The 25,789-nt window shown below is 71.2% G+C and carries 24 protein-coding genes and 1 tRNA gene; 13 read left to right on the top strand and 12 right to left on the bottom strand.

What is annotated here, in order from left to right; genetic code table 11:
- Positions 1-115: 115 nt before the first annotated feature.
- Positions 116-442 carry a hypothetical protein gene (locus D9V36_RS28360; RefSeq protein ID WP_129296240.1) on the top strand — a complete coding sequence of 109 codons (327 nt, stop codon included), beginning with the start codon at positions 116-118 and terminating at the stop codon, positions 440-442.
- 69 nt (positions 443-511) lie between these two features.
- Here the strand turns inward: D9V36_RS28360 and D9V36_RS28355 are convergent, their stop codons facing one another.
- From D9V36_RS28355 to D9V36_RS28335, 5 genes are all read right to left on the bottom strand, one after another.
- The gene (locus D9V36_RS28355) at positions 512-1,516 is read right to left on the bottom strand and encodes a sporulation-delaying protein SdpB family protein (protein WP_164993045.1); all 1,005 of its coding nucleotides are present in this window, start codon (positions 1,514-1,516) and stop codon (positions 512-514) included.
- Positions 1,516-2,121, bottom strand: coding sequence for an SdpA family antimicrobial peptide system protein (locus D9V36_RS28350; RefSeq protein WP_129296238.1), 606 nt, complete (start codon positions 2,119-2,121; stop codon positions 1,516-1,518). Before D9V36_RS28350 ends, D9V36_RS28355 begins: the two co-directional genes overlap by 1 nt.
- A 110-nt stretch (positions 2,122-2,231) precedes the next feature.
- On the bottom strand, positions 2,232-2,915 hold the full coding sequence (locus D9V36_RS28345; protein ID WP_129296237.1) for a hypothetical protein: 684 nt from the start codon (positions 2,913-2,915) through the stop codon (positions 2,232-2,234).
- 191 nt (positions 2,916-3,106) lie between these two features.
- Entirely contained in the window at positions 3,107-3,487 is a 381-nt protein-coding gene (locus D9V36_RS28340) for an SdpI family protein (protein WP_129296236.1), read from the bottom strand.
- A gap of 378 nt (positions 3,488-3,865) precedes the next feature.
- Complete coding sequence (locus D9V36_RS28335; RefSeq protein WP_129296235.1) at positions 3,866-4,489, bottom strand: SACE_7040 family transcriptional regulator; 624 nt, start codon at positions 4,487-4,489, stop codon at positions 3,866-3,868.
- A gap of 135 nt (positions 4,490-4,624) precedes the next feature.
- Between D9V36_RS28335 and D9V36_RS28330 the strand changes: the two genes are divergently transcribed.
- From D9V36_RS28330 to D9V36_RS28315, 4 genes are read left to right on the top strand one after another with little or no spacing between them, the layout of a single operon-like run.
- A complete protein-coding gene (locus D9V36_RS28330) occupies positions 4,625-6,256 on the top strand; it encodes a carboxyl transferase domain-containing protein (RefSeq protein ID WP_129296234.1) in 1,632 nt (543 codons plus the stop codon).
- Positions 6,257-6,273: 17 nt separating this feature from the next.
- On the top strand, positions 6,274-8,289 hold the full coding sequence (locus D9V36_RS28325; RefSeq protein ID WP_129296233.1) for an acetyl-CoA carboxylase biotin carboxylase subunit: 2,016 nt from the start codon (positions 6,274-6,276) through the stop codon (positions 8,287-8,289).
- On the top strand, positions 8,286-9,227 hold the full coding sequence (locus D9V36_RS28320; RefSeq protein ID WP_129296232.1) for a hydroxymethylglutaryl-CoA lyase: 942 nt from the start codon (positions 8,286-8,288) through the stop codon (positions 9,225-9,227). Before D9V36_RS28325 ends, D9V36_RS28320 begins: the two co-directional genes overlap by 4 nt.
- 5 nt (positions 9,228-9,232) lie before the next feature.
- Positions 9,233-10,393: an acyl-CoA dehydrogenase family protein gene (locus tag D9V36_RS28315; RefSeq protein WP_129296231.1), complete on the top strand. Its 1,161-nt coding sequence runs from the start codon at positions 9,233-9,235 to the stop codon at positions 10,391-10,393.
- Between the two features lie 131 nt (positions 10,394-10,524).
- Here the strand turns inward: D9V36_RS28315 and D9V36_RS28310 are convergent, their stop codons facing one another.
- Positions 10,525-12,129, bottom strand: coding sequence for a beta-N-acetylhexosaminidase (locus D9V36_RS28310; RefSeq protein ID WP_129296230.1), 1,605 nt, complete (start codon positions 12,127-12,129; stop codon positions 10,525-10,527).
- Between the two features lie 189 nt (positions 12,130-12,318).
- Between D9V36_RS28310 and D9V36_RS28305 the strand changes: the two genes are divergently transcribed.
- Positions 12,319-12,609, top strand: a complete 291-nt coding sequence (locus D9V36_RS28305; RefSeq protein ID WP_129296229.1) for a hypothetical protein — start codon at positions 12,319-12,321, stop codon at positions 12,607-12,609.
- Between the two features lie 61 nt (positions 12,610-12,670).
- Complete coding sequence (gene glmS / locus D9V36_RS28300; RefSeq protein ID WP_129296228.1) at positions 12,671-14,500, top strand: glutamine--fructose-6-phosphate transaminase (isomerizing); 1,830 nt, start codon at positions 12,671-12,673, stop codon at positions 14,498-14,500.
- A 523-nt stretch (positions 14,501-15,023) separates the two neighbouring features.
- Here glmS and D9V36_RS28295 read toward each other — a convergent pair.
- On the bottom strand, positions 15,024-15,545 hold the full coding sequence (locus D9V36_RS28295; RefSeq protein WP_018093093.1) for a universal stress protein: 522 nt from the start codon (positions 15,543-15,545) through the stop codon (positions 15,024-15,026).
- Positions 15,546-15,912: 367 nt separating this feature from the next.
- On the opposite strand from D9V36_RS28295, the gene D9V36_RS28290 reads away from it, so the two are divergent.
- The 4 genes from D9V36_RS28290 (at position 15,913) to D9V36_RS28275 (ending at position 18,715) form a co-directional block, all read left to right on the top strand.
- Positions 15,913-16,218, top strand: a complete 306-nt coding sequence (locus D9V36_RS28290; RefSeq protein ID WP_431357704.1) for a hypothetical protein — start codon at positions 15,913-15,915, stop codon at positions 16,216-16,218.
- 349 nt (positions 16,219-16,567) lie between these two features.
- Positions 16,568-17,854, top strand: coding sequence for a GlxA family transcriptional regulator (locus D9V36_RS28285; protein WP_129296227.1), 1,287 nt, complete (start codon positions 16,568-16,570; stop codon positions 17,852-17,854).
- A gap of 5 nt (positions 17,855-17,859) precedes the next feature.
- The gene (gene orn, locus D9V36_RS28280; protein WP_129296226.1) at positions 17,860-18,477 is read left to right on the top strand and encodes an oligoribonuclease; all 618 of its coding nucleotides are present in this window, start codon (positions 17,860-17,862) and stop codon (positions 18,475-18,477) included.
- A gap of 162 nt (positions 18,478-18,639) precedes the next feature.
- Positions 18,640-18,715: transfer RNA gene (locus D9V36_RS28275), tRNA-His, on the top strand.
- A gap of 111 nt (positions 18,716-18,826) precedes the next feature.
- On the opposite strand, the gene D9V36_RS28270 is transcribed toward D9V36_RS28275, so the two are convergent.
- Positions 18,827-19,477 carry an NAD(P)-dependent oxidoreductase gene (locus tag D9V36_RS28270; RefSeq protein ID WP_129296225.1) on the bottom strand — a complete coding sequence of 217 codons (651 nt, stop codon included), beginning with the start codon at positions 19,475-19,477 and terminating at the stop codon, positions 18,827-18,829.
- Between the two features lie 128 nt (positions 19,478-19,605).
- On the opposite strand from D9V36_RS28270, the gene D9V36_RS28265 reads away from it, so the two are divergent.
- Entirely contained in the window at positions 19,606-20,505 is a 900-nt protein-coding gene (locus D9V36_RS28265; RefSeq protein ID WP_129296224.1) for a helix-turn-helix domain-containing protein, read from the top strand.
- A gap of 202 nt (positions 20,506-20,707) precedes the next feature.
- On the opposite strand, the gene D9V36_RS28260 is transcribed toward D9V36_RS28265, so the two are convergent.
- The 3 genes from D9V36_RS28260 to D9V36_RS28250 form a co-directional block, all read right to left on the bottom strand.
- Positions 20,708-21,763: a chitinase gene (locus D9V36_RS28260; protein WP_129296223.1), complete on the bottom strand. Its 1,056-nt coding sequence runs from the start codon at positions 21,761-21,763 to the stop codon at positions 20,708-20,710.
- Positions 21,764-21,944: 181 nt separating this feature from the next.
- Complete coding sequence (locus D9V36_RS28255) at positions 21,945-23,375, bottom strand: sensor histidine kinase (protein ID WP_129296222.1); 1,431 nt, start codon at positions 23,373-23,375, stop codon at positions 21,945-21,947.
- Positions 23,372-24,064, bottom strand: a complete 693-nt coding sequence (locus tag D9V36_RS28250; protein ID WP_129296221.1) for a response regulator transcription factor — start codon at positions 24,062-24,064, stop codon at positions 23,372-23,374. Before D9V36_RS28250 ends, D9V36_RS28255 begins: the two co-directional genes overlap by 4 nt.
- A gap of 118 nt (positions 24,065-24,182) precedes the next feature.
- Here D9V36_RS28250 and D9V36_RS28245 point away from each other — a divergent pair, with 118 nt between their 5' ends.
- A complete protein-coding gene (locus D9V36_RS28245) occupies positions 24,183-24,749 on the top strand; it encodes a hypothetical protein (protein WP_129296220.1) in 567 nt (188 codons plus the stop codon).
- A 63-nt stretch (positions 24,750-24,812) separates the two neighbouring features.
- Here D9V36_RS28245 and D9V36_RS28240 read toward each other — a convergent pair whose 3' ends face one another.
- A complete protein-coding gene (locus tag D9V36_RS28240; RefSeq protein WP_129296219.1) occupies positions 24,813-25,673 on the bottom strand; it encodes a spermidine synthase in 861 nt (286 codons plus the stop codon).
- Positions 25,674-25,789 lie beyond the last annotated feature (116 nt).

Raw genomic sequence — 25,789 nt, 5'->3', positions numbered from 1 at the left:
GCGGGCGCGCCCACCCGCGCACAGTTCACGCCGAATGCGTAAACATTCCACCATCCGACGGCCATCTCCACGGGAAATCATTGATCACTCCCGATGGGCCATTTAGCATCAACTCATGACGGATCAAACGGCAGTTGTAGAAGTCCATGTCAAACCGTCACTTATTGCAGCCTGGTTTCATCACCTGATGACGAATCCGGTCATTGAGGTAGATGGCAAAGAATATGCTGCAAAATGGGGCACTTCCGAGGTCACTGTGACTCGCGGTACACACCGCATCAGCGTGTATTTCCGCTACCGCGGGCAAAAGAACGCGCGGCTCGCCGAGGCGAGCAAGGAGTTCTCCACAGCCGGAGCGTCGTCGGGCGTGCAGGTCACGGCCACCCTCGGTCCGCGCAACGGAAGCACGTTCCGGTTCGAAGAACCTGTGACGCACGGATAGGCAAGTATCGCGCCAGGGAAGAAGCCCGTCAGCGCCTTTGCGCACTGACGGGACTTCGCTTGCCCGGCGTCAGACAGACGATACGGCTGCGTCGGACGCGGCGTGCGCACCGCATTCCGGGCACGGAACGGCGGCCCGGCCTGTGTCGTGCGCCCCGGCCCCGGCAGTATCGGGTCCGGAACCTTCAGCCACCGGTTCCACCGGGTTCCGGTCCGGGGTCGCGCACACAATCGCCGAACCGATCATCGCCAGCGCGAAACTCCACAGGCCCATCGTGAGAATGATCGAGCCGTGCAGCACGATGTCCATGACCATGCCGGCCTTGCGCCGACGCCCCGAGGACAGTAGGCATACGCCGATCGCGATTTCGATCAGCAGCGCGCCCCACGTCATGGAAACCACTACCAAAGAACTCTGCGACATCCACAGCAGGACACCGTCCCAGGGCCGGCTCACACCGAACATGCCGTCGCGCAGGAAGTAGTACTCGGCCGTTCCATTGGCCCAGTCGGACACCCCGAACTTGCTGAGGGCACTGTCCAGATAGAGATAGGCAATCTGCACCCGGATGGCCAGAAAAAAGGCCAGCGAAACGGTACGCCACGACGGCGCCAGTGCAGATTCGGGTCGCTGCCAGTGCCAGGTGCGGCCGTCGGCCAGGCCGATCGGAATCATCAGGAAGCACATGATCATGCCGACCGACTCGCCACCGTCGGGCACCGAAATGCTGACCGCGACGGAATACGCGGCCCAGGCATGCGGGATCACCATCCACCGCGGCCGGTAACCACTGGCGGCGACGATCAGCACCACGATCAGCAGCCACCGCCGGGGCTCCGCACCCACCGCGTCGCCACCGAGGCACAGCGCAGAGGCCGCGCGAACCGTATCGCAGCGCGGGAACTCCCCCATCCCGACGACCGGGACGAGCAGGGCCTTGAGGGGGGTCAGTAGGAGCACACTCAGTTGGGCCACGGCGATGACGCTGCGCCCGACGCCGAACCACCGGGAGCGGAGATCGTGCCGGGCGGTGCCCTCGGCAAGCCGGCCGGCGAGGGAATGTACAGCGGACATTATCTGCATCGGATATCCAGATGTGCGATCTTGACAATTCTCCTGGAGTACGGGACCAGTTCCCGATAACTCCAGGGCACCGTCTTCTCCTGAGTGAGATAGGCGTTGCCGCACACCGTCGGGACTGGGCTCTCGTTCTTCACTCGCCATACTCTGCCGCCGGACGACTCCCGCAGGCAGTCGTCGAGGCGACCGTCGCATGCCATCCAGTGCGCTGCCGTAGCCGCATTGAGATACCCCAGCTCCGGCCCTTGAGCTCGTTGCGTACGGGACAGGCCGAACAGGTTCGACGGGGCACCCTGCGGCGTGCGCAAAAGATTACGCCCCGCACCATCCGCCCCCAGGGCATAAACGCCGATCTGCGCGGTCTCGGGGTCACGGGTGAAGAAGGCCCAGTTCTCCGGCGTCAGAATGTTCAGGGCGTGCCTGGCAGCGCCTTTAGACTGACGGCTGCTCAGCGCGTTGCTCGGCAAGGTGTAGAAGAGAGAAGCGGCAAGGTAGCCGAAGACACAAAGACATACTCCGGCGAACAGGACCAGTTGACGTAGCGAAGCATTCCGTCCTTCCGCTGGTTTCACGGGGTCTGTGAGGGGCGTATTGGCCATTCGGGCGCGACCTCGGCTGCGTGTGGTCCGATGGATCAGCGGGGTGTGCCGGCCGCGGCGTCACCACGGCCGGCACACCCGTCGTTCGTGCTGTTCAGCGAGCCGGGTGCCTACAGGTCCCGGGCCACGGCCGAGACCATGGCGTCCGCATCCAGGCTGTTGGGCTCGCTCATGTCGAATCCGTAGCTCACCGCCGCCGGGACGACGACCAGGGCGACGACCGCCTCGGTCGCGCCGGCCACATTCGCGTATCCGATGGCGTTGATGGCGCCGACCACGTTGATCTCGATCAGGCCGTTGACGTCGTGCCACCACCAGCCGTTGGCGCGCGCCGTGTCCGTGGTGGAGGCCGCCTTCTGCTGCGCGATGTACTTTTTGACGTCGTCGTTGAGCCGGAGCATGCCCTGCTTGGCCTGGAACGGGTCGTTGATCTGGACGGGGACCGTCACCTTCTCGTGGAAGGCAGAGTCGATCCGCTGGAGTATTTTGGTGAATTCGGCTATTTGGGCCGCCGTCACCTTGTCCGCCCCCTTCGTGCGCCGGGCCCTGATCTGCTTGGCCAGAGCGGGGTGGTCGTGAGCGGCCTTGCCCTTGGCGAAGATGAGCAGGCCGACGATGTCCTCGTCGGAGTACTTGACGTGGTGCTTCCCGGCGCCGCCGGAAGTAGCCATGGCCTGCGTCGTGGGGGCGGCTGCCACCGCCGGCGGAGCGGCCACGGCCGACGCGCCGCAGGCCACGATTCCGGCCAGTGCCGCTGCCGACGAGGCGAGTAGGGCAGTTCTCTTGAAATGCATCGTTTTTCCTTCGCAAGTCGATTGATGGTGGGGGTGATTGGCCATGCCGGAGTGCGCGACGGCCGGCGCCCTGTCTAGAGGCATGGCAAAGAAGGCGCCCGGCGGCTGCCACACATGACCGGCCGCCCGACGCGGCGGTCCGCCGCGTCGGGCGGGGCCCAGGCGTGACTGGAGAGAGGGAGAGGTGCGCCTCAGCCCAGGTGTCGGCGCTCCTCGCGCACCGCGGCACGAGCGGCCGCGGTGGACGAGACGGCGATCACGACATCTGCGCTGCCGCTGGTCACGACGATCACCACGTAGGCCCAGGAGGGCCCACCGGCGATGGCATTGACCCACGACGCGACGGCTGCGACAACGAGCACCGGGATCAGGCGCACGTACGTCCGCTGGGCCGCGTGCTGCCCGGCACGCCAGGCGTCGTCGCCGCTCCGGGTTTCCTTACTCCGCACTCCAGCAAAGGAATTCTTGCGCAGAGTTCCCTTCCGGCTCTTTCCGGCGATGACCGCAACAATGACGGCGGCGGCGGAGAAAATCCCACCCAGAAAAATACCCGCCATGAATTGGCTGGTCATAGACACATCGTGTAGTCCGTGGACCGGGTTCCTCTTATGAACAGCTCAGGCACCGGAACGTCTCCCCCGTGAGTACGCAACTTTCGGCTGTACGTGGCCCCCCGTCGGCCTGGCCCTACGGGCCAACCATCTACGGGCGTAGCAACTGCGGCTCATCCTGGCACCACCGAGCACGCCAATCAACGGAGATCCCGGGACTTTGACGCCGTCCTCACGGACACAGATCCTCCGGTTCAGCGCCGGAGATCCGCCCCACTCCCGGGAAATCGGCCGCCGGGCACATTCCCCTTTACCCTCCCGCAAAATCTGCCATGACCATTTCTTGGGCTTCTCGTGGTAATCCCGAGGCCGCCGACCGGCGGTGACCGGCGGCCGGGATCACTTCACAGGCAGCTGATCCCGTTCTACCGTTGCCGCCGCCGCGAACGCTCCCAGGGCGAGCCGCTTGAGCAGGGACTCGGTGGCCGCACGGGGCGGCAGACCGGCGCGTGCACTGAGGTGCGGCGTGGAGTTGAGCAGCCCGAAGACCGCGTGGACCGCGGACCGGGCCTCTACCTCCACGCAAACGGGATAGACCTCCCGGACCACCTCCACCCACAGCTCCACATACTCCCGCTGGAGCCGGCGGACCCGCTTGCGGTCGGCCTCGCGCAGCCGGTCCAGCTCGCGGTCGTGCAGGGTGATCAGCGGCCGGTCGTCCAGCGCGAAGTCGATATGGCCCTCGATCAGCGCGTCCAGCACCGCCTCCGGGCTCTCGCCGCCCTCGGTCACCCGCATCCGGCCGCCCTCCAGCAGCCGCTCGCTGATGCCGACCAGCAGCTCGGCGAGCATCGCGTCCTTGCCGGCGAAGTGCCGGTAGAGACCGGGTCCCGAGATGCCCACGGCCGCCCCTATCTCGTCCACGCCGACGCCGTGGAAGCCGCGCTCCGCGAAGAGCCGGGCCGCCTCCTTGAGGATCTGCTCGCGGCGGCTGGTCGGGGCGGAGGCCTGCGCATTACTCATGCCGTCGATTGTAGACAGCCGGGTTAGTGGTCGTTAACCTGAAGGCAGATGTGGTTAACGCCCATTAACCCGGATGGCCCGGCAGCCGCGGACCGCGGCACCGGGACAGTCGACCGAGCAAGGGGGCTCGTACTGATGGAGCAGGCACCGGTGCTGGGGAGTACCGCCGATCCGGCGTCCGACTCCTGGCGGGCCAATGAGGCCGCGCACCGCGAGCTGGCCGCCGAGCTGCGCGAAAAGCTCGCGGCGGCCCGGCTGGGCGGCGGCGAGAAGGCCAGGGCGCGGCACACCGCGCGCGGCAAACTGCTGCCCCGCGACCGGGTGGACGCCCTGCTGGACCCCGGCTCGCCGTTCCTGGAGCTGGCGCCGCTGGCCGCGGAGGGGATGTACGGCGGGGCCGCACCGGCCGCGGGCGTGATCGCCGGCATCGGCCGGGTCTCCGGCCGGGAGACGGTGATCGTCGCCAATGACGCCACGGTCAAGGGCGGCACCTACTACCCGATGACGGTCAAGAAGCACCTGCGGGCGCAGGAGATCGCCCTGGAGAACCGTCTGCCCTGTCTCTACCTCGTGGATTCCGGCGGCGCCTTCCTGCCGATGCAGGACGAGGTCTTCCCCGACCGGGAGCACTTCGGGCGGATCTTCTACAACCAGGCGCGGATGTCGGGGGCGGGGATTCCGCAGATCGCCGCCGTACTGGGGTCGTGCACGGCCGGCGGTGCGTATGTGCCCGCGATGAGCGACGAGGCCGTGATCGTCCGCAACCAGGGCACGATCTTCCTGGGCGGGCCGCCACTGGTGAAGGCCGCCACCGGCGAGGTGGTCACCGCCGAGGAGCTGGGCGGCGGCGAGGTGCACTCCAAGACCTCCGGCGTCACCGACCATCTCGCCGAGGACGACGCCCATGCGCTGCGCCTGGTGCGCAGCATCGTCGGCACCCTCGGCGAGCGCGCCCCCCTCCCCTGGACCGTGCGGACGGTCGAGGAGCCCAAGGCCGACCCGGCCGGGCTGTACGGGGCGGTGCCCGCTGACTCCCGTACGCCCTATGACGTCCGGGAGGTGATCGCCCGGCTGGTGGACGGCTCGCGCTTCGCCGAGTTCAAGGCGGAGTACGGCACGACACTGGTCACCGGCTTCGCCCATCTCCACGGCCACCCGGTCGGCATCGTCGCCAACAACGGCATCCTGTTCTCCGAATCCGCCCAGAAGGGCGCCCACTTCATCGAGCTGTGCGACCAGCGCGGCATCCCGCTGCTGTTCCTGCAGAACATCTCCGGCTTCATGGTGGGGCGTTCGTACGAGGCCGGCGGCATCGCCAAGCACGGCGCGAAGATGGTGACGGCGGTGGCCTGCACCCGCGTGCCCAAGCTGACGGTCGTCATCGGCGGCTCCTACGGGGCGGGCAACTACTCCATGTGCGGCCGGGCCTACTCGCCCCGCTTCCTGTGGATGTGGCCGAACGCCAAGATCTCGGTGATGGGCGGCGAGCAGGCCGCCTCGGTCCTCGCCACCGTCAAGCGCGACCAGCTGGAGGCGCGCGGCGAGGAGTGGAGCGCCGAGGAGGAGGCCGCCTTCAAGGCGCCGGTCCGCGAGCAGTACGAGACCCAGGGCAACGCCTACTACGCGACCGCGCGGCTGTGGGACGACGGCGTGATCGACCCGCTGGAGACCCGGCAGGTGCTGGGGCTGGCGCTGACCGCCTGCGCCAACGCCCCGCTGCCCGAGAAGGACCGCACCGCGCCCGGCTACGGCGTCTTCCGGATGTGAGAGGGATGTCCCCAGCAATGGCCACCAATTTCGACACCGTGCTGATCGCCAACCGCGGCGAGATCGCGGTCCGCGTCATCCGCACCCTGCGCGCCCTCGGCATCCGCTCGGTCGCGGTCTTCAGCGACGCGGACGCCGACGCCCGCCATGTCCGCGAGGCCGACACCGCCGTCCGCATCGGCCCGGCCCCGGCCGCCGAGAGCTACCTGTCCGTGGAGCGGCTGCTGGACGCGGCCGCCCGGACCGGTGCCCAGGCGGTCCACCCGGGCTACGGCTTCCTCGCCGAGAACGCCGCCTTCGCCCGCGCCTGCGCGGACGCCGGGCTGGTCTTCATCGGCCCGTCCGCCGACGCCATCGAGCTGATGGGCGACAAGATCCGGGCCAAGGAGACGGTGCGCGAGGCCGGCGTCCCGGTCGTCCCCGGCTCCTCGGGCAGCGGGCTCGACGATGCCCAACTGGCCGCAGCGGCCCGGGAGATCGGCATGCCGGTGCTGCTCAAGCCGTCCGCGGGCGGCGGCGGCAAGGGCATGCGGCTGGTGCGCGAGGAGGCACTGCTGGCCGACGAGATCGCCTCCGCCCGCCGCGAGGCCCGCTCCTCCTTCGGCGACGACACCCTCCTCGTCGAGCGCTGGATCGACCGGCCCCGGCACATCGAGATCCAGGTGCTGGCGGACGGCCACGGCAACGTCATCCACCTCGGCGAGCGCGAGTGCTCCCTGCAGCGCCGCCACCAGAAGGTCATCGAGGAGGCCCCCTCGGTCCTGCTGGACGAGGCGACCCGCGCCGCGATGGGCGAGGCGGCGGTCCAGGCCGCCCGCTCCTGCGGCTACCGCGGCGCCGGCACCGTCGAGTTCATCGTCCCGGGCAAGGACCCGGCCTCCTACTACTTCATGGAGATGAACACCCGCCTCCAGGTCGAGCACCCGGTCACCGAGCTCGTCACCGGCATCGACCTGGTCGAGTGGCAGCTGCGGGTCGCGGCCGGCGAGCACCTGCGCCATGCCCAGGAGGACATCACCCTCACCGGGCACGCCATCGAGGCCCGGATCTGCGCCGAGGACCCGGCCCGCGACTTCCTGCCGACCGGCGGCACGGTGCTGGCGCTGCACGAGGTGCAGGGCGACGGGCTGCGCACGGACTCCGGCCTGTCCCAAGGCGTGGAGGTCGGCAGCCGCTACGACCCGATGCTGTCCAAGGTCATCGCCCACGGCCCGGACCGGGCGAGCGCGCTGCGCCGGCTGCGGGCCGCGCTGGCCGGGACGGTCACCCTCGGGGTGACCACCAACGCCGGTTTCCTGCGGCGGCTGCTGGCCCATCCGGACGTGGTCTCCGGCGAGCTGGACACCGGGCTGGTGGAGCGCGAGGCGGCCGGGCTGGTCGACGGCGCGGTGCCGGACGAGGTGTACGCGGCGGCCGCGGCGGTGCGGCAGGCCGCCCTGGAGCCCGCGGTGGACGGGGGCGGCTGGCGCGACCCGTTCGCCGCGCCCAGCGGCTTCCGCCTCGGCGGCGAGCCCGCCCCGGTCCGCCACTGGCTGCGCGTGCCAGGCCACGACCCCGTCGCCCACGACGTACGGCCGGGTGCGGAAGTGTCCCGGCAGGTCACACCGGACCAGGTCCGGGTCACCGTCGACGGGGTGCTGCACACCTTCCACCGCAGCGGCGACTGGCTCGGCCGGGACGGCGACTCCTGGCAGGTGACCTCGTACGACCCGGTGGCCGCCGCGCTGCGCGGGGCCGCGGGGGCACACGGCGCAGACACCCTGGCCGCCCCGATGCCGGGCACCGTCACCGTCGTCAAGGTGGCCGTCGGCGACGAGGTGGCCGCGGGCCAGGGCCTGCTGGTGGTCGAGGCGATGAAGATGGAACACGTCATCTCCGCGCCGCACGCCGGCACCGTCACCGAACTCGACGTCACCGCGGGCAGCACCGTCGCCATGGACCAGATCCTGGCCGTGATCACCCCGCACGAGGACCCCGACGGGGCGGACGCGACCGCGGCGGCGCCCGCGGACGAGCAGGGGAGCACCCGATGACCGCGCCCGGACTGCCGATGGAAGTCACCGCGGAGGGGCTGCCCACCCGCGTACGGATCCACGAGGTCGGCGCGCGCGACGGCCTGCAGAACGAACAGACCGTCGTCCCCACGGAGATCAAGGCGGAGTTCATCCGCCGGCTCGCGGGCGCCGGCCTGCCCACCGTCGAGGCCACCAGCTTCGTCCACCCCAAGTGGGTGCCCCAGCTCGCCGACGCCGAGCAGCTGTTCCCGCAACTGGACGGCATCGATCCGCACCGGCTGCCCGTACTGGTGCCCAACGAACGCGGCCTGGACCGTGCGCTGGCCCTGGGCGCCCGCCGGATCGCGGTGTTCGGCAGCGCCACCGAGTCCTTCGCCAAGGCCAACCTCAACCGCACGGTCGACGAGGCGCTGGCGATGTTCGCGCCGGTCATCGCGCGGGCCAAGGACGCCAAGGTGCAGGTCCGCGGCTACCTCTCGATGTGCTTCGGCGACCCCTGGGAGGGACCGGTGCCCATCGCGCAGACCGTCCGGGTGTGCCGGGCGCTGCTCGACCTGGGCTGCGACGAGCTGAGCCTGGGCGACACCATCGGCGTGGCCACCCCCGGTCATGTGCAGACCCTGCTGGCCTCCCTCAACGAGGCCGGCGTGGCCACCTCCCGGATCGGTGTGCACTTCCACGACACCTACGGGCAGGCCCTCGCCAACACCTTCGCCGCGCTGCAGCACGGCGTCACCACCGTCGACGCCTCGGCGGGCGGCCTCGGCGGCTGCCCCTACGCCAAGAGCGCCACCGGCAACCTCGCCACCGAAGACCTGGTGTGGATGCTGCACGGCCTCGGCATCGAGACCGGGGTCGACCTGGACCGACTGGCCGCCACCAGCGTGTGGATGGCGGACGTCCTGGGACGGCCGAGCCCCTCCCGCACCCTTCGCGCCCTCTCCCACAAGGAGTGACCCTCATGTCCCTGGACCACCGTCTGCCCGCCGAGCTGGAAGAACTCCGGCGCACCGTCGAGGCGTTCGCGCACGACGTCGTCGCCCCGAAGATCGGCGAGTACTACGAGCAGCATGCGTTCCCGTACGAGATCGTGCAGGAGATGGGCCGGATGGGCCTGTTCGGCCTGCCGTTCCCCGAGGAGTACGGCGGGATGGGCGGCGACTACCTCGCGCTCGGCATCGCCCTGGAGGAGCTGGCCCGGGTCGACTCCTCGGTGGCCATCACCCTGGAGGCCGGCGTCTCGCTGGGCGCCATGCCGCTCTACCACTTCGGTACGGAGGAGCAGAAGCGCGAGTGGCTGCCCAAGCTGTGCAGCGGTGAGGTGCTGGGCGCGTTCGGCCTCACCGAACCGGACGGCGGCTCGGACGCCGGCGCGACCCGCACCACCGCCGTACGGGACGGCGGGGACTGGGTGATCAACGGCAGCAAGTGCTTCATCACCAACTCCGGTACGGACATCACCGGCCTGGTCACGGTCACCGCGGTCACCGGCCGCAAGGACAATGGCGCCCCGCTGATCTCCTCGATCATCGTGCCGTCCGGCACCCCGGGCTTCACGGTCGGCGCCCCGTACTCCAAGGTCGGCTGGAACGCCTCGGACACCCGCGAGCTGTCGTTCTCCGACGTCCGCGTCCCGGCCGCCAACCTGCTGGGCGAGGAAGGCCGCGGCTACGCCCAGTTCCTGCGGATCCTCGACGAGGGCCGGATCGCGATCGCGGCGCTGGCCACCGGCCTGGCCCAGGGCTGTGTGGACGAGTCGGTGCGCTACGCCAAGGAGCGGCAGGCCTTCGGCCGCGCGATCGGCACCAACCAGGCCATCCAGTTCAAGCTCGCCGACATGGAGATGCGCGCCCACACCTCCCGGCTGTCCTGGCGCCACGCCGCCTCCCGGCTGGTGCACGGCGAGCCCTTCAAGAAGGAGGCCGCGCTCGCCAAGCTCTACTCGTCCGAGATCGCGGTCGACAACGCCCGTGAGGCCACCCAGATCCACGGCGGGTACGGCTTCATGAACGAGTACCCGGTCGCCCGGATGTGGCGCGACGCCAAGATCCTGGAGATCGGCGAGGGCACCAGCGAGGTCCAGCGGATGCTGATCGCCCGGGAACTGGGCCTGAGCGCCTGACCGGGCGGCCTGCGGGCTGTACGGCGGGCCCTTGAAGGCCGACCGTACAGCCCGTCCCTATGGCCGGCCCTGCGCGGCAGGGCCGGCCATAAGCGTGTGTGAGCGGTGCCGCTCCTCCCCCGCTCACCCCCTCACTTCGCGGGCCACGGCACCTCCGGCGAACGGTAGTAGCCGATGCCCAGCGCGTCCCAGCGGGGCCCCTGGGCGGCCAGCCGCACCTTGTAGTTGTCCCAGTCGTGCGTGGACGCCGGCGACCAGCCCAGTTCGGCGATGCCCGGCAGCCGCGGGAAGGCCATGTACTCGATGTGGGCGGTGGTGGAGAGCGTCTCCGACCACAGGGGCGCCTCGACGCCGAGGACGGAGTCCGCGGGCGCGTCCTTGAGGTAGCTGCCGGGGTCCCAGTCGTAGGACCGCTCGACGCCGACGTAGCCGGCCCAGTTCAGGCCCAGTGGCGTGTTCTTGTCGTACTTCATGTCGAGGTAGGCGCGGTCGGCGGGCGAGAGGATCAGCCGGGTGCCGTTCCTGGCGGCGTCGGCGACCTGTTGGCGCTCGGCCGCGCCCGTCTTGTCATAGCCCCAGTACTGGGCGACGGCGCCCTTCGCCGGGTGCGCTCCGGTCAGCTGGTGCCAGCCGATCGCGGTCTTCCCGTACTTGGCGACCACCGGCTGCACCTTGTCCATGAAGGTCACGTAGTCCGCATGGCTGGTGGAGTGCGCCTCGTCACCGCCGATGTGGAGGTAGCGGCCGGGAGTCATGGCGGCGAGCTCGCGCAGGACGTCGTCCACGAAGTCGTACGTCTCCTTCTTGGGGACGCACAGCGAGCTGAAGCCGACCTGGGTGCCGGTGTAGAGCGGCGGCGCCTGGCCGTTGCAGTTGAGCGGGGCGTAGGAGGCCAGCGCGGCGTTGGTGTGGCCCGGCATGTCGATCTCGGGGACGACGGTCAGATAGCGGGCCGCGGCATAGCGGATGATCTCGCGGTAGTCGTCCTCGGTGTAGTAGCCGCCGGGCCCGCCGCCGACCTGGGTGGAGCCGCCGTAGGTCGCCAGCCGCGGCCAGGACTTGATGGCGATCCGCCAGCCCTGGTCGTCGGAGAGGTGCAGATGCAGCTTGTTGATCTTGTACATGGCGAGCTGGTCGATATACCGCTTGACCTGCGCGACGGTGAAGAAGTGCCGGGAGACGTCGAGCATCGCGCCGCGGTAGGCGTAGCGCGGGGAGTCGGCGATGGTGCCCCCGGCGATCCGCCAGGTCCCGCGCCGGGCGCCTTCCCGCTCCCCATCGGCCGGCAGCAGCTGCCGGAGCGTCTGCACGCCGTGGAAGAGGCCGGCCGGGCGGGCGGCGCTGATGGTGACCGCACGGGCGCCCGAGGTGAGCCGGTAGCCCTCGGCCCCCAGCCCCTTGGTGCCGCTGCCGCCGAGCCGGAGGACGATGCCGTCCCGGCCGTCCTTGGTGGTGACCGGGAGGCCGAAGCCGGTGGCGGGCCGCAGCAGCCCCGCCAGATAGCCGGCCACCCTCCTGGCCTCGCCGGAGCCTCCGGGCACCCGGATCCGGGTGCGGTCACCGAGGGTGTACGCGTCCCCGGTGCTGTGCACGGACGCGGGCGCGGGGATCACCCGGTCCAGTGGGATGACGGCCGGGGCGGCGGCGTGCGCGGCGCCCGGTGGCGGTACGGCGGCGGTTCCCAGCCCCGCCGCCGCGACCAGCAGCAGCGAGAACAGCAGTCTGCGTCGTCTCATCGACGGTCCCTTCGGCGAACCTTGTGCATGACGTCGTGCATGGCATGGAGCGACCGAACGGTGACCATGCGTACCGTGAGCCTCGATTCCGGTCAAGGTGTAGACCACTTTCCGGCCGCCGATTCAGTGACGTGCCCGATATCGGGCAGATTTCTTGCGTATCCGCGCGGCGCCCCGCAATATCGACGGGTGCTCGAACGCCGTAACCGCAGCGCCGAGGCGCCGCACGATGACCTGGTGGACCACCTGGTGCGCAGCACACCGCTGCAGCGTGGTGAGGCCGCCCGGGTGGTGCTCGACGTGCTGGCGTACTTCGACGAGACGACGGAGGAATTCGTCCGCCGGCGCCATCGGGAGCTGCAGTCCCACGGACTGCGCAACGAGGAGATCTTCGACCGGATCCGCCACGAGCTGCCGCACCGCGCCGTGGCCCCGCCCGATCTCTCGGCCCGCCAGCTGCGCCGCCTCGTCTACGGCTGACGCCCCCGCCACGGGCGCCGGGCACCACTGTTGTCACAACGTCTTCTCGGAGGGTCACTGTATGTGCGGGATCGTCGGCTACATCGGCAAACGTGATGTCGCTCCGCTGCTCCTGGAGGGCCTGCAGCGCCTGGAGTACCGCGGCTACGACTCGGCGGGCATCGCCATCCACGCCAAGGGCACCGGCAAGGCCGCGGGCGGCCTGAAGACCGTCAAGGCCAAGGGCCGGGTCCGGGAGCTGGAGTCACGGGTGCCGAAGCGCTTCGCCGGCACCACGGGCATCGCGCACACCCGCTGGGCCACCCACGGCGCGCCCACCGACGACAACGCCCACCCGCACCTCGACACCGAGGGCAAGGTCGCCGTCGTCCACAACGGCATCATCGACAACGCCGCCGACCTGCGCGCCCGGCTGACCGCCGAGGGTGTCGAGTTCGCCTCCGAGACCGACACCGAGGTGCTGGCCCACCTGATCGGCCGCTCCACGGCCGAGAAGCTGGAGGAGCGGGTCCGCGAGGCGCTGCGGCACATCGAGGGCACCTACGGCATCGCCGTGCTGCACGCCGACTTCCCGGACCGCATCGTGGTGGCCCGCAACGGCTCCCCGGTCGTCCTGGGCATCGGCGAGCGCGAGATGTTCGTCTCCTCGGACGTCGCCGCGCTGGTCTCGCACACCCGCCAGGTCGTCACCCTCGACGACGGCGAGATGGCCACCCTCAAGGCCGACGACTACCGCACCTACACCACCGAGGGCTCGCGGACCACGTCCGCCCCGGAGACCGTCGAGTACGCGGCCGAGTCGTACGACCTGGGCGGCCACGACACCTACATGCACAAGGAGATCTCCGAGCAGGCGGACGCGGTGGACCGCGCGCTGCGCGGCCGGATCGACGACCGCTTCTCCACCGTGCACCTCGGCGGCCTGAACCTCGACCCCCGTGAGGCGCGCGGGGTGCGCCGGGTGAAGATCCTGGGCTGCGGCACCTCCTACCACGCGGGCCAGATCGGCGCCCAGATGATCGAGGAGCTGGCCCGTATCCCCTCGGACGCCGAGCCGGCCTCCGAGTTCCGCTACCGCGACCCGGTCGTGGACCCCGACACGCTGTACGTGGCGGTCTCCCAGTCCGGTGAGACCTACGACGTGCTGGCGGCCGTCCAGGAGCTCAAGCGCAAGGGCGCCCGGGTGCTGGGCCTGGTCAACGTGGTCGGCTCGGCGATCGCCCGGGAGACCGACGGCGGCATCTACGTCCACGCCGGCCCCGAGGTCTGCGTGGTCTCCACCAAGTGCTTCACCAACATGGTGGTCTCCTTCGCCCTGCTCGCCCTGCACCTCGGCCGGATCCGCGACCTGTCCGTCGCGGACGGCAAGCGGATCATCGAGGGCCTGCGCAAGCTGCCCGCGCAGATCGACGAGATCCTCAAGAGCGAGGAGGACATCAAGCAGCTGTCGGCCACCTACGCGGACGCCAAGTCGATGATGTTCATCGGCCGGGTGCGCGGCTACCCGGTGGCCCGCGAGGCCTCCCTGAAGCTCAAGGAGGTCTCCTACATCCACGCCGAGGCCTACCCGGCCTCCGAGCTCAAGCACGGCCCGCTGGCCCTCATCGAGCCCGCGATGCCGACCGTGGCGATCGTCCCCGACGACGACCTGCTGGAGAAGAACCGCGCCGCGCTGGAGGAGATCAAGGCCCGCAGCGGCCGCATCCTGGCCGTCGCCCACCAGGAGCAGGAGAAGGCCGACCACACCATCATCGTGCCGAAGAACGAGCCCGAGCTGGACCCGATCCTGATGGGCATCCCGCTGCAACTGCTCGCCTACCACACGGCGCTGGCCCTGGGCCGGGACATCGACAAGCCCCGCAACCTCGCCAAGTCCGTCACGGTGGAGTAGCAGCCACGCACGCGGGGGGGGCGCGCGCTCCGGGGTCACCGTGGCACACCCCCACTCCACCCCACCGAAGCGACAATTGAGCAACCCCCACGGCGCCCCACCCCCTCCGCGAGAGCGGCGCCGGTTTAGGCGCAAAAAGGGGCGGCGCCGGTTCAGGCGCAAAAGCAGCGGCTCCGCGCGTGCCACCAGCGCGCGGAGCCGCCGCCTCCCCTTTGCCGGCGTCGCCCATACGCCGGCGGGATGCCGCCGCCGCGGGAACCGTCACTTCCCGGCCGGCAGCACGAAGTTGCCGTGCGCGCGGCCGCCGGGCCCGTGACGCGGCGCGCCCACGTGACCGTTTTCTACCCTTCCGCGGCACACAATTCACCTGCGCCCGCGGGCGGAAATGCGGCTGCACAGCATCCGCATGACGCCCCCTCAACTGTGCGCAAGCCGAGGAGAATTGATCACGTCGGGGCGCGGGACGCGGCGGCGCGCCAGGGCGGCGCACGACGGGGCGAGGAGACGGCGCGCGCCAGGCGCGTCAGGGGATCACTATCACCGGGCGCTGCGCCCGGCGGGCGAGCCGGCCGGCCACCGAGCCGAAGATCCGGCCGACGATGCCGTGGGTGGAGCCGACCACGATCGCGTCGGCCTCGTACTCCCGGCCGACCTCCTCCAACTCGTGGCAGATGTCGCCGCCGCGCTCGACGAGGATCCAGGGGACCTCGGTGAGGTGATCGGCGCAGGCCAGCTCCAGACCGAGCACTTCGGTGCGGTGATCCGGCACGTCCACGAAGACCGGGGGCTCACAGCCCGCCCAGACGGTCGTCGGCAGCCGGTTGGCCACATGGACGATGATCAACCCGGAGCCGAGGCGCCGGGCCATACCGATTGCATACGCCAATGCCCGTTCGCTCGACATGGAGCCGTCGAAGCCGACCACGACGCCGTGCCGGAACGCGGGGTCGCAGGAATGGCGCGTCTTTTCCGCCGCTTCGAGGTCCGCCATGGGATCGGCGACCTGCTTGCGGTCCGCGGGTTCGGGGATTTCGTGACCGGCCATTGGTGTCTCGGCGAGGACGTCCTCTTGCGGAGGGGCGAACGGGGAACGGCGATTGACTTGATCCGGCAGTTGACTGAGCTGGCTCGATCGAGGTGCGGGAGCCATAGTTCAAAGAGGAACGATACGACTGGGAATCATCTTCCCAACCCGATACCCCAAGAGTACGGCGCCACTCCCCCGCTGCCCAGAGCCCGCCGCGGACGCGGGGCGCCAGCGCGAGGTGGGGTGGGGCCTCGAACGTTCCCCGGAGCATGCCGGAGCGTGGCGCGGATGGCAATGCCCCGGCCTGCCCCCGTACGTACCCCTCACGGTGACCCATGATCGCCGCCGGCGTTGTAGTAGCAGCCCGATCCGAGGGGAGCACACGGTGCCGTTGCCGTCCGACAGATCACCCGACCCGGTGAGCGACGTCATGCGCTGGGGCGCGTTCAGTTGCGCCCTGGTGCCCTTCGTACTGATCATCAGCGGCGCTTCCTGGGCCGGTGCGGCCGGCACCGCCGCCGGTCTGGCCGCGGTGACCGGCGCCTGCCGCGCCCTGCTGCGGCAATCCGAACGGACCGCGGCGCGGATCCGTGTGCGGGAGACCGGAAGGCACCGGGACCAAAGGGCATATGTGGGGATGACGGCGCAGGGAGGCGGGCGGCACCCCGAAGGGCGTACGCCGGTCGACTGAGGCGCTTGCAAGTCTCCGCGCGACCGTTTTCAGCCAACTTCCGGCCGAGGTCCGCACCTTGCCCCGAACCCCCCTCAACCCTGGTGTGAGCAGGGAGGAAAGGACCGCTGGGCATGGTTGTGCCCTACTGCGAACGGGCAGAGCCGAGACGCGTACTTCCCATGTAGGCCCGACGAGTGGAACGCTTCGTGATCGAATGCTTCGCGCCAAGTTGCCATATCGACATACCAGCGGGTGGTGAACTTGGCACTCCATCCTCACGGAACACAGTAGATTCGATCTTGGTAGTAACGGCGGGGGAACTGTGCAGGACCGAGAGGGCGAGACGACCGAGGGGGGCTTAAGTGCCATGAGCCAGGACTCCGCTGCCGTACCAGATGCCGCACGCAAGCTCGCCGCCCGACGACGCCGCGAAATAGTCGCGGTGCTCCTCTTCAGCGGCGGCCCCATTTTCGAGAGCTCCATTCCGCTCTCGGTCTTCGGCATCGACCGACAGGACGCAGGCGTTCCGCGGTACCGGCTGCTTGTGTGCGCGGGCGAAGATGCGCCTTTGCGCACGACCGGGGGGCTCGAACTGTCCGCCCCCTACGGGCTGGAGGCGATCTCCCGTGCCGGGACGGTCGTCGTACCGGCCTGGCGCTCCATCACCCAGGCGCCGCCGCCCGCGGCGCTCGACGCGCTGCGCCGCGCGCATGAAGAAGGGGCCAGAATCGTCGGGTTGTGCACGGGGGCGTTCGTCCTCGCCGCGGCCGGACTGCTGGACGGCCGTCCGGCCACGACCCATTGGATGTACGCGCCGACGCTCGCCAAGCGTTATCCGTCCGTCCATGTGGATCCCCGCGAGCTCTTCGTCGACGACGGCGATGTGCTCACGTCCGCGGGAACGGCGGCCGGCATCGATCTGTGTCTGCACATCGTGCGCACCGACCACGGCGCGGACGCCGCGAACGCGCTGGCCCGCCGGCTCGTCGTGCCGCCCCGCCGCACCGCCTCCGATATGGGGCACCAGCGCTACCTCGACAGGTCATTACCTGAAGAGATCGGCGCCGACCCGCTCGCCGAGGTCGTCGCCTGGGCGCTGGAACACCTCCACGAGCAGTTCGACGTGGAGACGCTGGCCGCGCGCGCGTACATGAGCCGCCGCACCTTCGACCGGCGCTTCAGGTCCCTGACGGGGAGCGCTCCGCTGCAGTGGCTGATCACTCAGCGGGTGCTGCAGGCCCAGCGGCTGCTGGAGACCTCCGACTATTCGGTGGACGAGGTCGCGGGGCGCTGCGGCTTCCGCTCGCCGGTCGCCCTGCGCGGCCACTTCCGCAGGCAGCTGGGCGCCTCGCCCGCCGCCTACCGGGCGGCCTACCGCGCACGGCGGCCGCAGAACGGGGTACCCGAGCCCGCGCTCAGACCGGAGCGGGCCGAGCGCGCCGAGCGGCCGGAGCGGGAGCGGGCGGCCCTGGGGGCGGGCGCGGAGCGGTTCGCCGCCGCCGCGCTGGCCGGCCACGGTCTGGCCTCCGCCGAAGCGGGCGAAGCCGGCAAGCCGCAGTCGGATGTGTACGCATCCCGGCTGCCGGAAACCGCGGTGGGGAGGGGAACCGTCCGCCCCGTGCTGCCCGGACAGCGCGAGCGCCCCGTAGGGTGAGATGTATGAACGATCGCATGGTGTGGATCGACTGCGAGATGACCGGACTCTCGCTGGCGAATGACGCGCTCATCGAGGTGGCCGCTCTGGTCACCGACTCGGAGCTGAATGTGCTGGGCGACGGGGTGGATGTGGTGATCCGCCCTCCCGCCGAGTCGCTCGGCACCATGCCGGAGGTGGTGCGCCGGATGCACACCGCCTCCGGGCTGCTGGAGGAACTGGACGGCGGCACGACGCTGGAGGCGGCCGAGGCACAGGTGCTTGCGTACATCAAGCAGCATGTGCCGGAGCCGCGGAAGGCGCCGCTGTGCGGCAACTCCGTCGGCACCGACCGCGGCTTCCTGCTGCGGGACATGCCGACGCTGGAGGACTACCTCCACTACCGGATCGTCGATGTCTCGTCCGTGAAGGAGCTGGCCCGGCGCTGGTTCCCGCGGGCCTACTTCAACAGCCCGGACAAGAGCGGCAACCACCGGGCGCTGGCGGACATCCGTGAATCCATCGCGGAACTGCGCTACTACCGGGAGGCGGTCTTCGTGCCGCAGCCCGGTCCCGACTCGGACACCGCGAAGGCCATCGCCGCCAAGCACGTCCTCCCTGCCGAGCCGCAGTCCACGCCGTAGCGCGGCGCAGGGCGCGTGTCGTGCGGGCCCCGGCGGGTCCGCCGTGACCCGCACGACACGCCCTCGGACCCGGGACAGGAAACCTGGGCGCGAGCACCCCTTCGGACCCTGTACACTTTTTCTCAGCCGGTGGGGAAAAAGAACCACACAGCACCGGTCATGGTGGGTATAGCTCAGCTGGTAGAGCACCTGGTTGTGGTCCAGGATGTCGCGGGTTCAAGTCCCGTTACTCACCCCACATCAAGGCCCCCGACCTCTGGTCGGGGGCCTTGGCGTTTCTGCGGGTGTGGAGGGCTGGAGCCGGTGCGGCCGGCCGAGGGGCCGGGTGCCGCCGTGGCGGGGCCGGGGCTCAGTAGCCGACGGTGAAGCGCTCGCCGACGTGGCGGGGCTGCTCTATTTCGTCGACCACGGCGACGGCGTAGTCCTCGGTGGTGATCCGGCTGGTGCCCCCGGCGTCGGTGATCAGGTCGTCGAGGGCGGTGCGGTAGCTGCCGGTGCGCTCGCCGGGCTCGATGGTGGCGGCCGGACTGAGGCTGGTCCAGCGCACATCAAAGACCGAGCGGTAGAAGTCCAGCGCATCGCCGTGGGCGTGCATGATCTCCAGCAGGAAGGCGGGCAGGCCCTCCGCGTCCCAGACCCGTGCGCCGTCCGGCGTGCGCAGCGAGCCGGCGCCGCCGACGGAGATCAGCCGGGGTGCGGTGTCGCCGAGGGTCCGCAGCCCGGCGACCAGGGACTCGGCGGCGGGCCTGATCGTGGCGGTGTGGCCCGGTCCGTCGCCGCCGCCGACCGCGCTGACCAGGACGTCCCGGCCCTTCGCCGCGGCGGCGACGGACGCCGGGTCGAGGGCGTCGCCGGTGATCACGGTCAGGTCCGGGTGGGTGGTGGTGATCTTCGCGGGGTCGCGGACCACCGCGGTGACCCGGTGGCCGCGCCGCAGGGCCTCGTGGAGGATGCGGCTTCCGATGGTGCCGTTGGCCCCGAAGAGCGCGATCGTGGACATGGTGGTCTCCCGGCTGCTGTGTGCGTCCGGACGTCCGGGTGGACTTCCGTTTTCCGTCAGCGGGCGCGCTGACGTCTTCTACGCTAGGGGGACCAGCAGGACATTCCGGGGTGCCGAGGGGACCGGTGATGGTGAGAATGCGACAGCAGAGCCGGGAGCCGTCGCCGGAGATCCCGGAGGTGGCGTTCTCGGCGCCGGCCGGGCGGCCGACGGGGGTGGAGGTGCTGACGCTCGCGGAGCTGCGGGCGCGCGCGGACGCCTGCCGGCTGTCCGCCCCGCACCGCCCCGGCTTCCACCATCTGCTGGTCCTGGACGGCGGCCGGCTGGTGCACAGCGTCGACTTCCGCGAGCACGTCCTCGCGCCGGGCGATCTGCTGTGGTCGCGCCCCGGGCAGGTCCAGCACTTCGGTGATCTGACGGGCGCGGAGGGGCGGCTGGTGCTCTTCGAGGCCGGCTTCCTGGATCCGGCGACCGCGACGGCGGCCCGGGTCGAGGACTGGTACGGGCCGCCCGTACGGCATCCGGAGGGCGCCGCGGCCCGGGGTGTGGACGACGCGATGCGGCAGCTGCACGGGGAGTTCGGGGCGCTGGGCGGGCTGCCGCTGGAGATCCATCTCGAGGTGCTGCGGCATCTGCTGGCCGTCCTGGTGCTGCGGGCCGCGCATCCGGGCGGGGAGGCGGACGGGTCCTGCGCGGCGAGCGCGACCTATCTGCGCTTCCGGGACGCGGTGGAGCGGGACTTCACCCGCAGCCGGCGGGTCGCCGACTACGCCCGCGCGCTGGGCTATGCGCCGCGCACCCTCTCCCGGGCCACCGAGGCCGTTGCCGGGGTGGGGGCCAAGGAGTTCATCGACCGGCGGGTGGTGCTGGAGGCCAAGCGGCTGCTGGCGCACGGCGACCGGTCCGCGGCCCGGATCGCGGACCGGCTGGGCTTCGCCGACGCCCCCAACTTCAGCAAGTTCTTCCAGCGGCAGACGGGCACCACCCCGATCGCGTTCCGCACGGCGGTACGCGGCGGTGCGGCCTGAGGACGCGGGCGGGCGGCGTACGGGAGTTGGGGAGCGCGGGCGGCGGGCAGCGGGGCGCACGGGCAGCCCCGGCGGCAGGCCGCGGGCGGCGGGGCGCACGCGCGGCGGTGCACGCGGACGGCGGGGCGCAGCGGTGGGGGTTCCCGCTGCGCCCCGCCTCTCGGGCGAGCGGTCCGACCGGGGGCCGGGCCGTCGGTGGGGGTCAGCCGGTGTACTTGGCGAAGGCCTTGGTGAAGTCCAGCGGCTTCTGCTGGACGGAGCTGCAGGTGGGCTGTGCCGAAGTGGCGGCGCCGCCGGGGCAGGCCTGGTCGCGGGTGGCGGACCACATCGACAGCCAGGCCAGGTGCTTCTTCTTGGCGAACTTCACCAGCTGGGCGGCGTCGTCGGCCTTGAAGACCTCGTTCTGCACATCGTTGACGCCGATCATCGGGGTCACGGCCACGGTCTTCCAGGCGGCCGCCTCGCTCAGGCCGAGCGCCTTCTCGATCTGGCCCCGGGTGGCGGTGGCGGCCCAGATCGCGTACGTGCCCATGTCGCCGCTGTAGGAGGCGCCGTAGTCCATCGCCATGATGTTGACGGCGGAGATCTTGACGCCGTTCTTCTTGGCGTCGGCGACCAGGTTCACCCCGTCCTGGGTCAGGCCCTCGGGCATCACCGGCAGGGTGAAGGAGACGTCCAGACCGGGGTGCTTCTTCTGGAGCTGGGCGATGGCCCGGGCGCGGCGGGTGTTGGCGGCGGTGTCGGGCAGGGCGCCGCCCTCGATGTCGAAGTCGGCCTTGGTGAGCTGGAACCGGTCGATGACCTTGCCGTAGGCGGCGGCCAGTTCGTCCACGGAGCCGCAGGCCGCCCCGAGCTCGGTGCCGGTGGCGCCGCCGAAGGAGACCCGGACATCGCCGCCGGCCTTGCGCAGGGCGGGTATCTGGCCGGCCACCTGGTCGTTGCCGAGCTCACCGGAGCCGCCCCACTTGGGGGTGCAGCCGCCGCCGGAGGTGACGAAGGCGAGGTGGAAGTTCTTGACCCCGGTCTTCCGGGCGGTGGCGGCCAGGTCGTGGGCAGGGGCGAGCGAGGTGTCGACGTACGGGGCGAAGCCGGCGGCGGCCTTCGGGGCATGCGCGCCGGCGGCGGTGCTCGGCGCCTTGGCGGCCAGGGCGGATCCGGCGACGGCGAAGGCGCCGCCGGTCGCGACGACCGCGGCCGCGCCGCTCACGATCAGCTGGGTGGTGCGGCTCTTGCGCCGGCGGTGTGCCGAAGAACTCATCTCGTGCCTGCCTGTCGTCACATGGAGGGGGAGGGGTGCACCGTGGTGCGTCCCGCACGCTAGCGGCAGGGAAACGGACAAATCTCGGGAATGGCACGGAGGTTGGGGGACTTATGAACGCCTTAAGGAAACGGAAGGGAGTGGTTAAGAGCCGGCGGCGCCTGCCCCTCGGGCGGCGGGTTCAGGAGCCGGTGCGCGCGGTCCGCCGGCGCCGGACGCCGAGCGTGCGGCGCAGCCGGTGGCCGCGGGAACCGGTGCGGGCGCGCCGGTCGTCCAGCGCCAGCCAGACCCGGACCTCGGTGCCGCCGAGGACGGAGCGGCCGATGCGCACATCGCCGCCGGTGGACTCGGCCAGCCGCCGCACGATGTCCAGACCGAGGCCGGTCGAACCTCCCCCAGCTACCGCTGGGCGGTGCCCCCACCCACCGCCGCCCGACCAGCCGCGGCGCAGCGCCGCGTCCGGGTCGTCGATGCCGTCGCCGGCGTCCGAGACCAGCACGATCACCGCGTCCTCGGCGTTGTGGACGTCGACCGCGAAGGCGGTGCCCTCGGAGGTGTGGCGGAAGACGTTGCCGAGCATCGCGTCCAGGGCGGCGGCGAGTTCGGGGCGGGCGACGGGGACCCGTACGGGGCGGTCCGCGCCGGCGACGCGGACGGTGCGGCCCTCGTCCTCGGCGAGCGCCGACCAGAAGTCCATCCGCTCGCGGATCACCTCGGCGGCGTCGCAGCCCGCCGCCGCGGCGGCCTGCCGGGTCTGGGCCTTCTGTTCACGGGCGGTGCGGATGATCTGGTCGACCTCGCGCTCCAGCTGTTCGACGGCGGCCCGGGTCTGCTCGGCGGCCGAGCTGTCGCCGAGCGAGGCGGCGTTGAGCCGCAGGACGGTCAGCGGGGTGCGCAGCCGGTGCGAGAGGTCGGCGGCCAGTTCACGCTCGTTGGCGAGCAGTTGGACGACCTGGTCGGCCATCGCGTTGAAGGCGCTGGCCGCCAACCGCAGTTCCTTGGGGCCGTCCTCCGGGACGCGGACGCCGAGCTTGCCGGTGCCGAGGTCGTGAGCGGCCCCGGCCAGCCGCTTCGCGGGCCGCACCATGCGGGTGCCGAGCCGGTCGGCGACGGCGACCGAGCCGATGACCAGCGCGAGGCCGACCCCGGCGAGCACCAGCCAGGAGGTGGCGACGCCCTTGGTGAGTGCCACGTCGGGGACGAAGACCTCGACGACGGCGATACCGGAGGCGACGGCGGTCGGCTGGAGCAGCGAGGAGCCGCCGCGCACCGGGGAGATGGAGGCCCGGCCGAGCTTGGCGGCGGCCGCCACATCCGCTTGTGCCGCGCGCCGGGAGCCGATCTCGGCGGGCTTGCCGTGGTGGCCGCTCGCCGGGACATGGACGCCGATCCGGCCGCCGGGGCCGGTCTCGGCGCTGGCGACGGCGCGTTCGAGCTGGGTGCGGTCGGTGGTGATGGCGAGGACCGGGCCGATGGTGGCGGCCTGCCGTTCGGCATTGGAGTAGGCGCGGTCGCGGGCCAGCTCCTTGACGACCAGTCCGAGGGGCACGGCGAAGGCGACCACGACCATGGCGGTGACCGCCAGCGCCACCTTGACCAGGGCCCATCTCATTGCGGCGGCTCCAGCTTCACGCCGACGCCCCGCAGGGTGTGCAGGTACCGGGGCCGCGCCGCGGTTTCGCCCAGCTTGCGGCGCAGCCAGGACAGATGGACGTCGATGGTCTGGTCGTCGCCGTAGGACTGCTGCCAGACCTCGGCGAGGAGTTCCTTGCGGGGGACGACGACGCCGGGGCGTTCGGCGAGGAAGGCCAGCAGGTCGAACTCCCTGCGGGTCAGATCGAGGGTGACGCCGTCCAGTTCGGCCTGCCGGCGGAGCGGGTCGATGGACAGGCCGCCGACCCGGATCGCCCGTGAGGGCGCCTGGGCACCGGCCGCGGCGGTCCGGGAGCGGCGCAGTACGGCGGCCATCCGGGCCGACAGGTGCTCGACGGAGAACGGCTTGGTGAGGTAGTCGTCCGCACCGTCGTTCAGCAGCCGGACGATATCGGCCTCGTCGTCGCGGGCGGTGGCGATGATCACAGGGACATCGGTGATGCCGCGGAGCATCTTCAGCGCCTCGCCCCCGTCCAGATCGGGCAGACCGAGGTCGAGGATGACGACGTCGAAGCCGACGTGCGCCACCTCTCGGAGCGCCTCCAGAGCGGTGCCGACGCTGCGTACCGTGTGGGCGGCGTCGGTCAGATGCCGGATCAGAGCCGAGCGTACGAACTGGTCGTCCTCGACGACGAGCACACGTGCCATGGGCGGCACCGTACGCCATTCGGGCGGGTTCCTTTGCCCGAGGTTGACGAAGGAGCGGCGCACTCCGGCGTGCGGGACGGGCTGCAACAGGGCGGTCGGGTGGGGCAGTATGAGCCGGATGCAACGAGGACTGGTTCATGCGGCGGCCTGGACGCTGGCGACCGGTGCCGCGGTCACCCTGTCGTGGTTCGGCGTGCACACCGTGCTGTCCGCCACGGCGTACGACGCGCCGCGCGCACTGCCGATCTCCGACCAGGTGGCCTCGCAGGCGGGGAAGGACGACGCCGTCCCGCGCGCCTCCTCCACCCACCGCCCCAGGCCGTCCCGTTCCCCCTCCCCCGCCCCGGCGCCCGCCGACGGCACACCGTCCCGTCCGTCCGCCCCGTCGCACGGCGCCACCCCCCGGTCGGGGTACCCGGACGCCACCTCGCCGGGCGGCTCCGTCCCGGACACCGACGGCCGCATCAGGAGCTATTCCACGGCGGGCGGGCGGGTGGTCTTCGACATGGGCAGCCGGGCGGCCGAGCTGGTGTCGGCGACGCCGAACCCGGGCTGGGAGATGCAGGTGTGGAAGCAGAACGGGTGGATCCGGGTCGACTTCTCCGGCGGCAGCGGCCATACGTCCGTGTTCTGCACCTGGAACGGCCATCCGCCGGCCGTGCAGACCACCGGGCCCACGGCGTAGCGGCCCACGGCCGGCAGCGCCGCGCGGCGGTGCCGGGGGCGGTCGGACGCCCCGCGGCCGGCCTCAGTCGAAGGCCGCGGCCGGCGGGGCGGGCGAGGCGAGGGCCGTGGCGTCGGTGACCGGTGCCGCGCCGCCGGTGAAGTCCAGCAGCGCCCGGCCGTGTTCGACCCGGCCGGCCTGCGGATCGGTGGCCGCCCGCCGGGTCAGTTCGGCGACCGGCAGCGGCCCGTCGGCGGCCAGCAGGACCGCGTTGCCGAAGCGTTTGCCGCGCAGTACGGCCGGGTCGGCGGTCAGGCACAGCTCGGGGAAGACCGTGTGGGCCGTGGCGATCTGGCCGCGCAGAAAGCGCAGCGGCGGCCCGTCCGCGAGGTTCGCCGCGTAGAACCCGCCGGGCCGCAGCGCCCGGTGGACCTCCGTCAGGAATTCGGTGCTGGTCAGGTGCGCGGGCGTGCGCGCACCGCCGAAGACATCGGCGATGATCAGGTCCGCCCAGCCGTCCGGGATCTTCGCCAGGCCGGCCCGGGCGTCACCGCCGCGCACCCGTATCCGCCAGCCGCTGTCCCACGGCAGCTGCCGGCGTACGAGGCCGACGAGCGGTGCGTCGATCTCCACCACCTGCTGGGTGGAGCGCGGGCGGGTGGCCGCGACATAGCGGGCCAGGGTCAGGGCGCCGCCGCCGAGATGGACGGCGCGCAGCGGTTTGCCCATGGGTCCGGCCAGGTCGGCGACGTGCCCGAGCCGCCGCTGATAGGAGAAGTCCAGATATGCCGGGTCGTCGAGGTCCACATGTGATTGCGGGGCACCGTCGATCAGCAGCGTCCAGCCGCGCGCCCGGTCCCGGTCGGGCCGTAGCTCGGCAAGCCCGCCGTCCACCGTCTCGGTGACGGACTCCGGTCCGCCGCGCCCGCGTCTGCTCTTCGCCATGCCCTCCAGTATGGGCCCTGCCCCGGAGGCCGTATCCGCTGGTCAGCGAGGTGCCGCCGACCGGTGGGGCGGGGCGCCCGGCCGCATCGGGCAGAGTGGCGGACCACCCGCGACCG

Source organism: Streptomyces lydicus (assembly GCF_004125265.1).
Classification (GTDB): Bacteria; Actinomycetota; Actinomycetes; order Streptomycetales; family Streptomycetaceae; genus Streptomyces; species Streptomyces lydicus_C.
The sequence above is the reverse complement of the archived record's forward strand: the minus strand, read 5'-3'. Positions and strand labels throughout refer to the sequence as shown.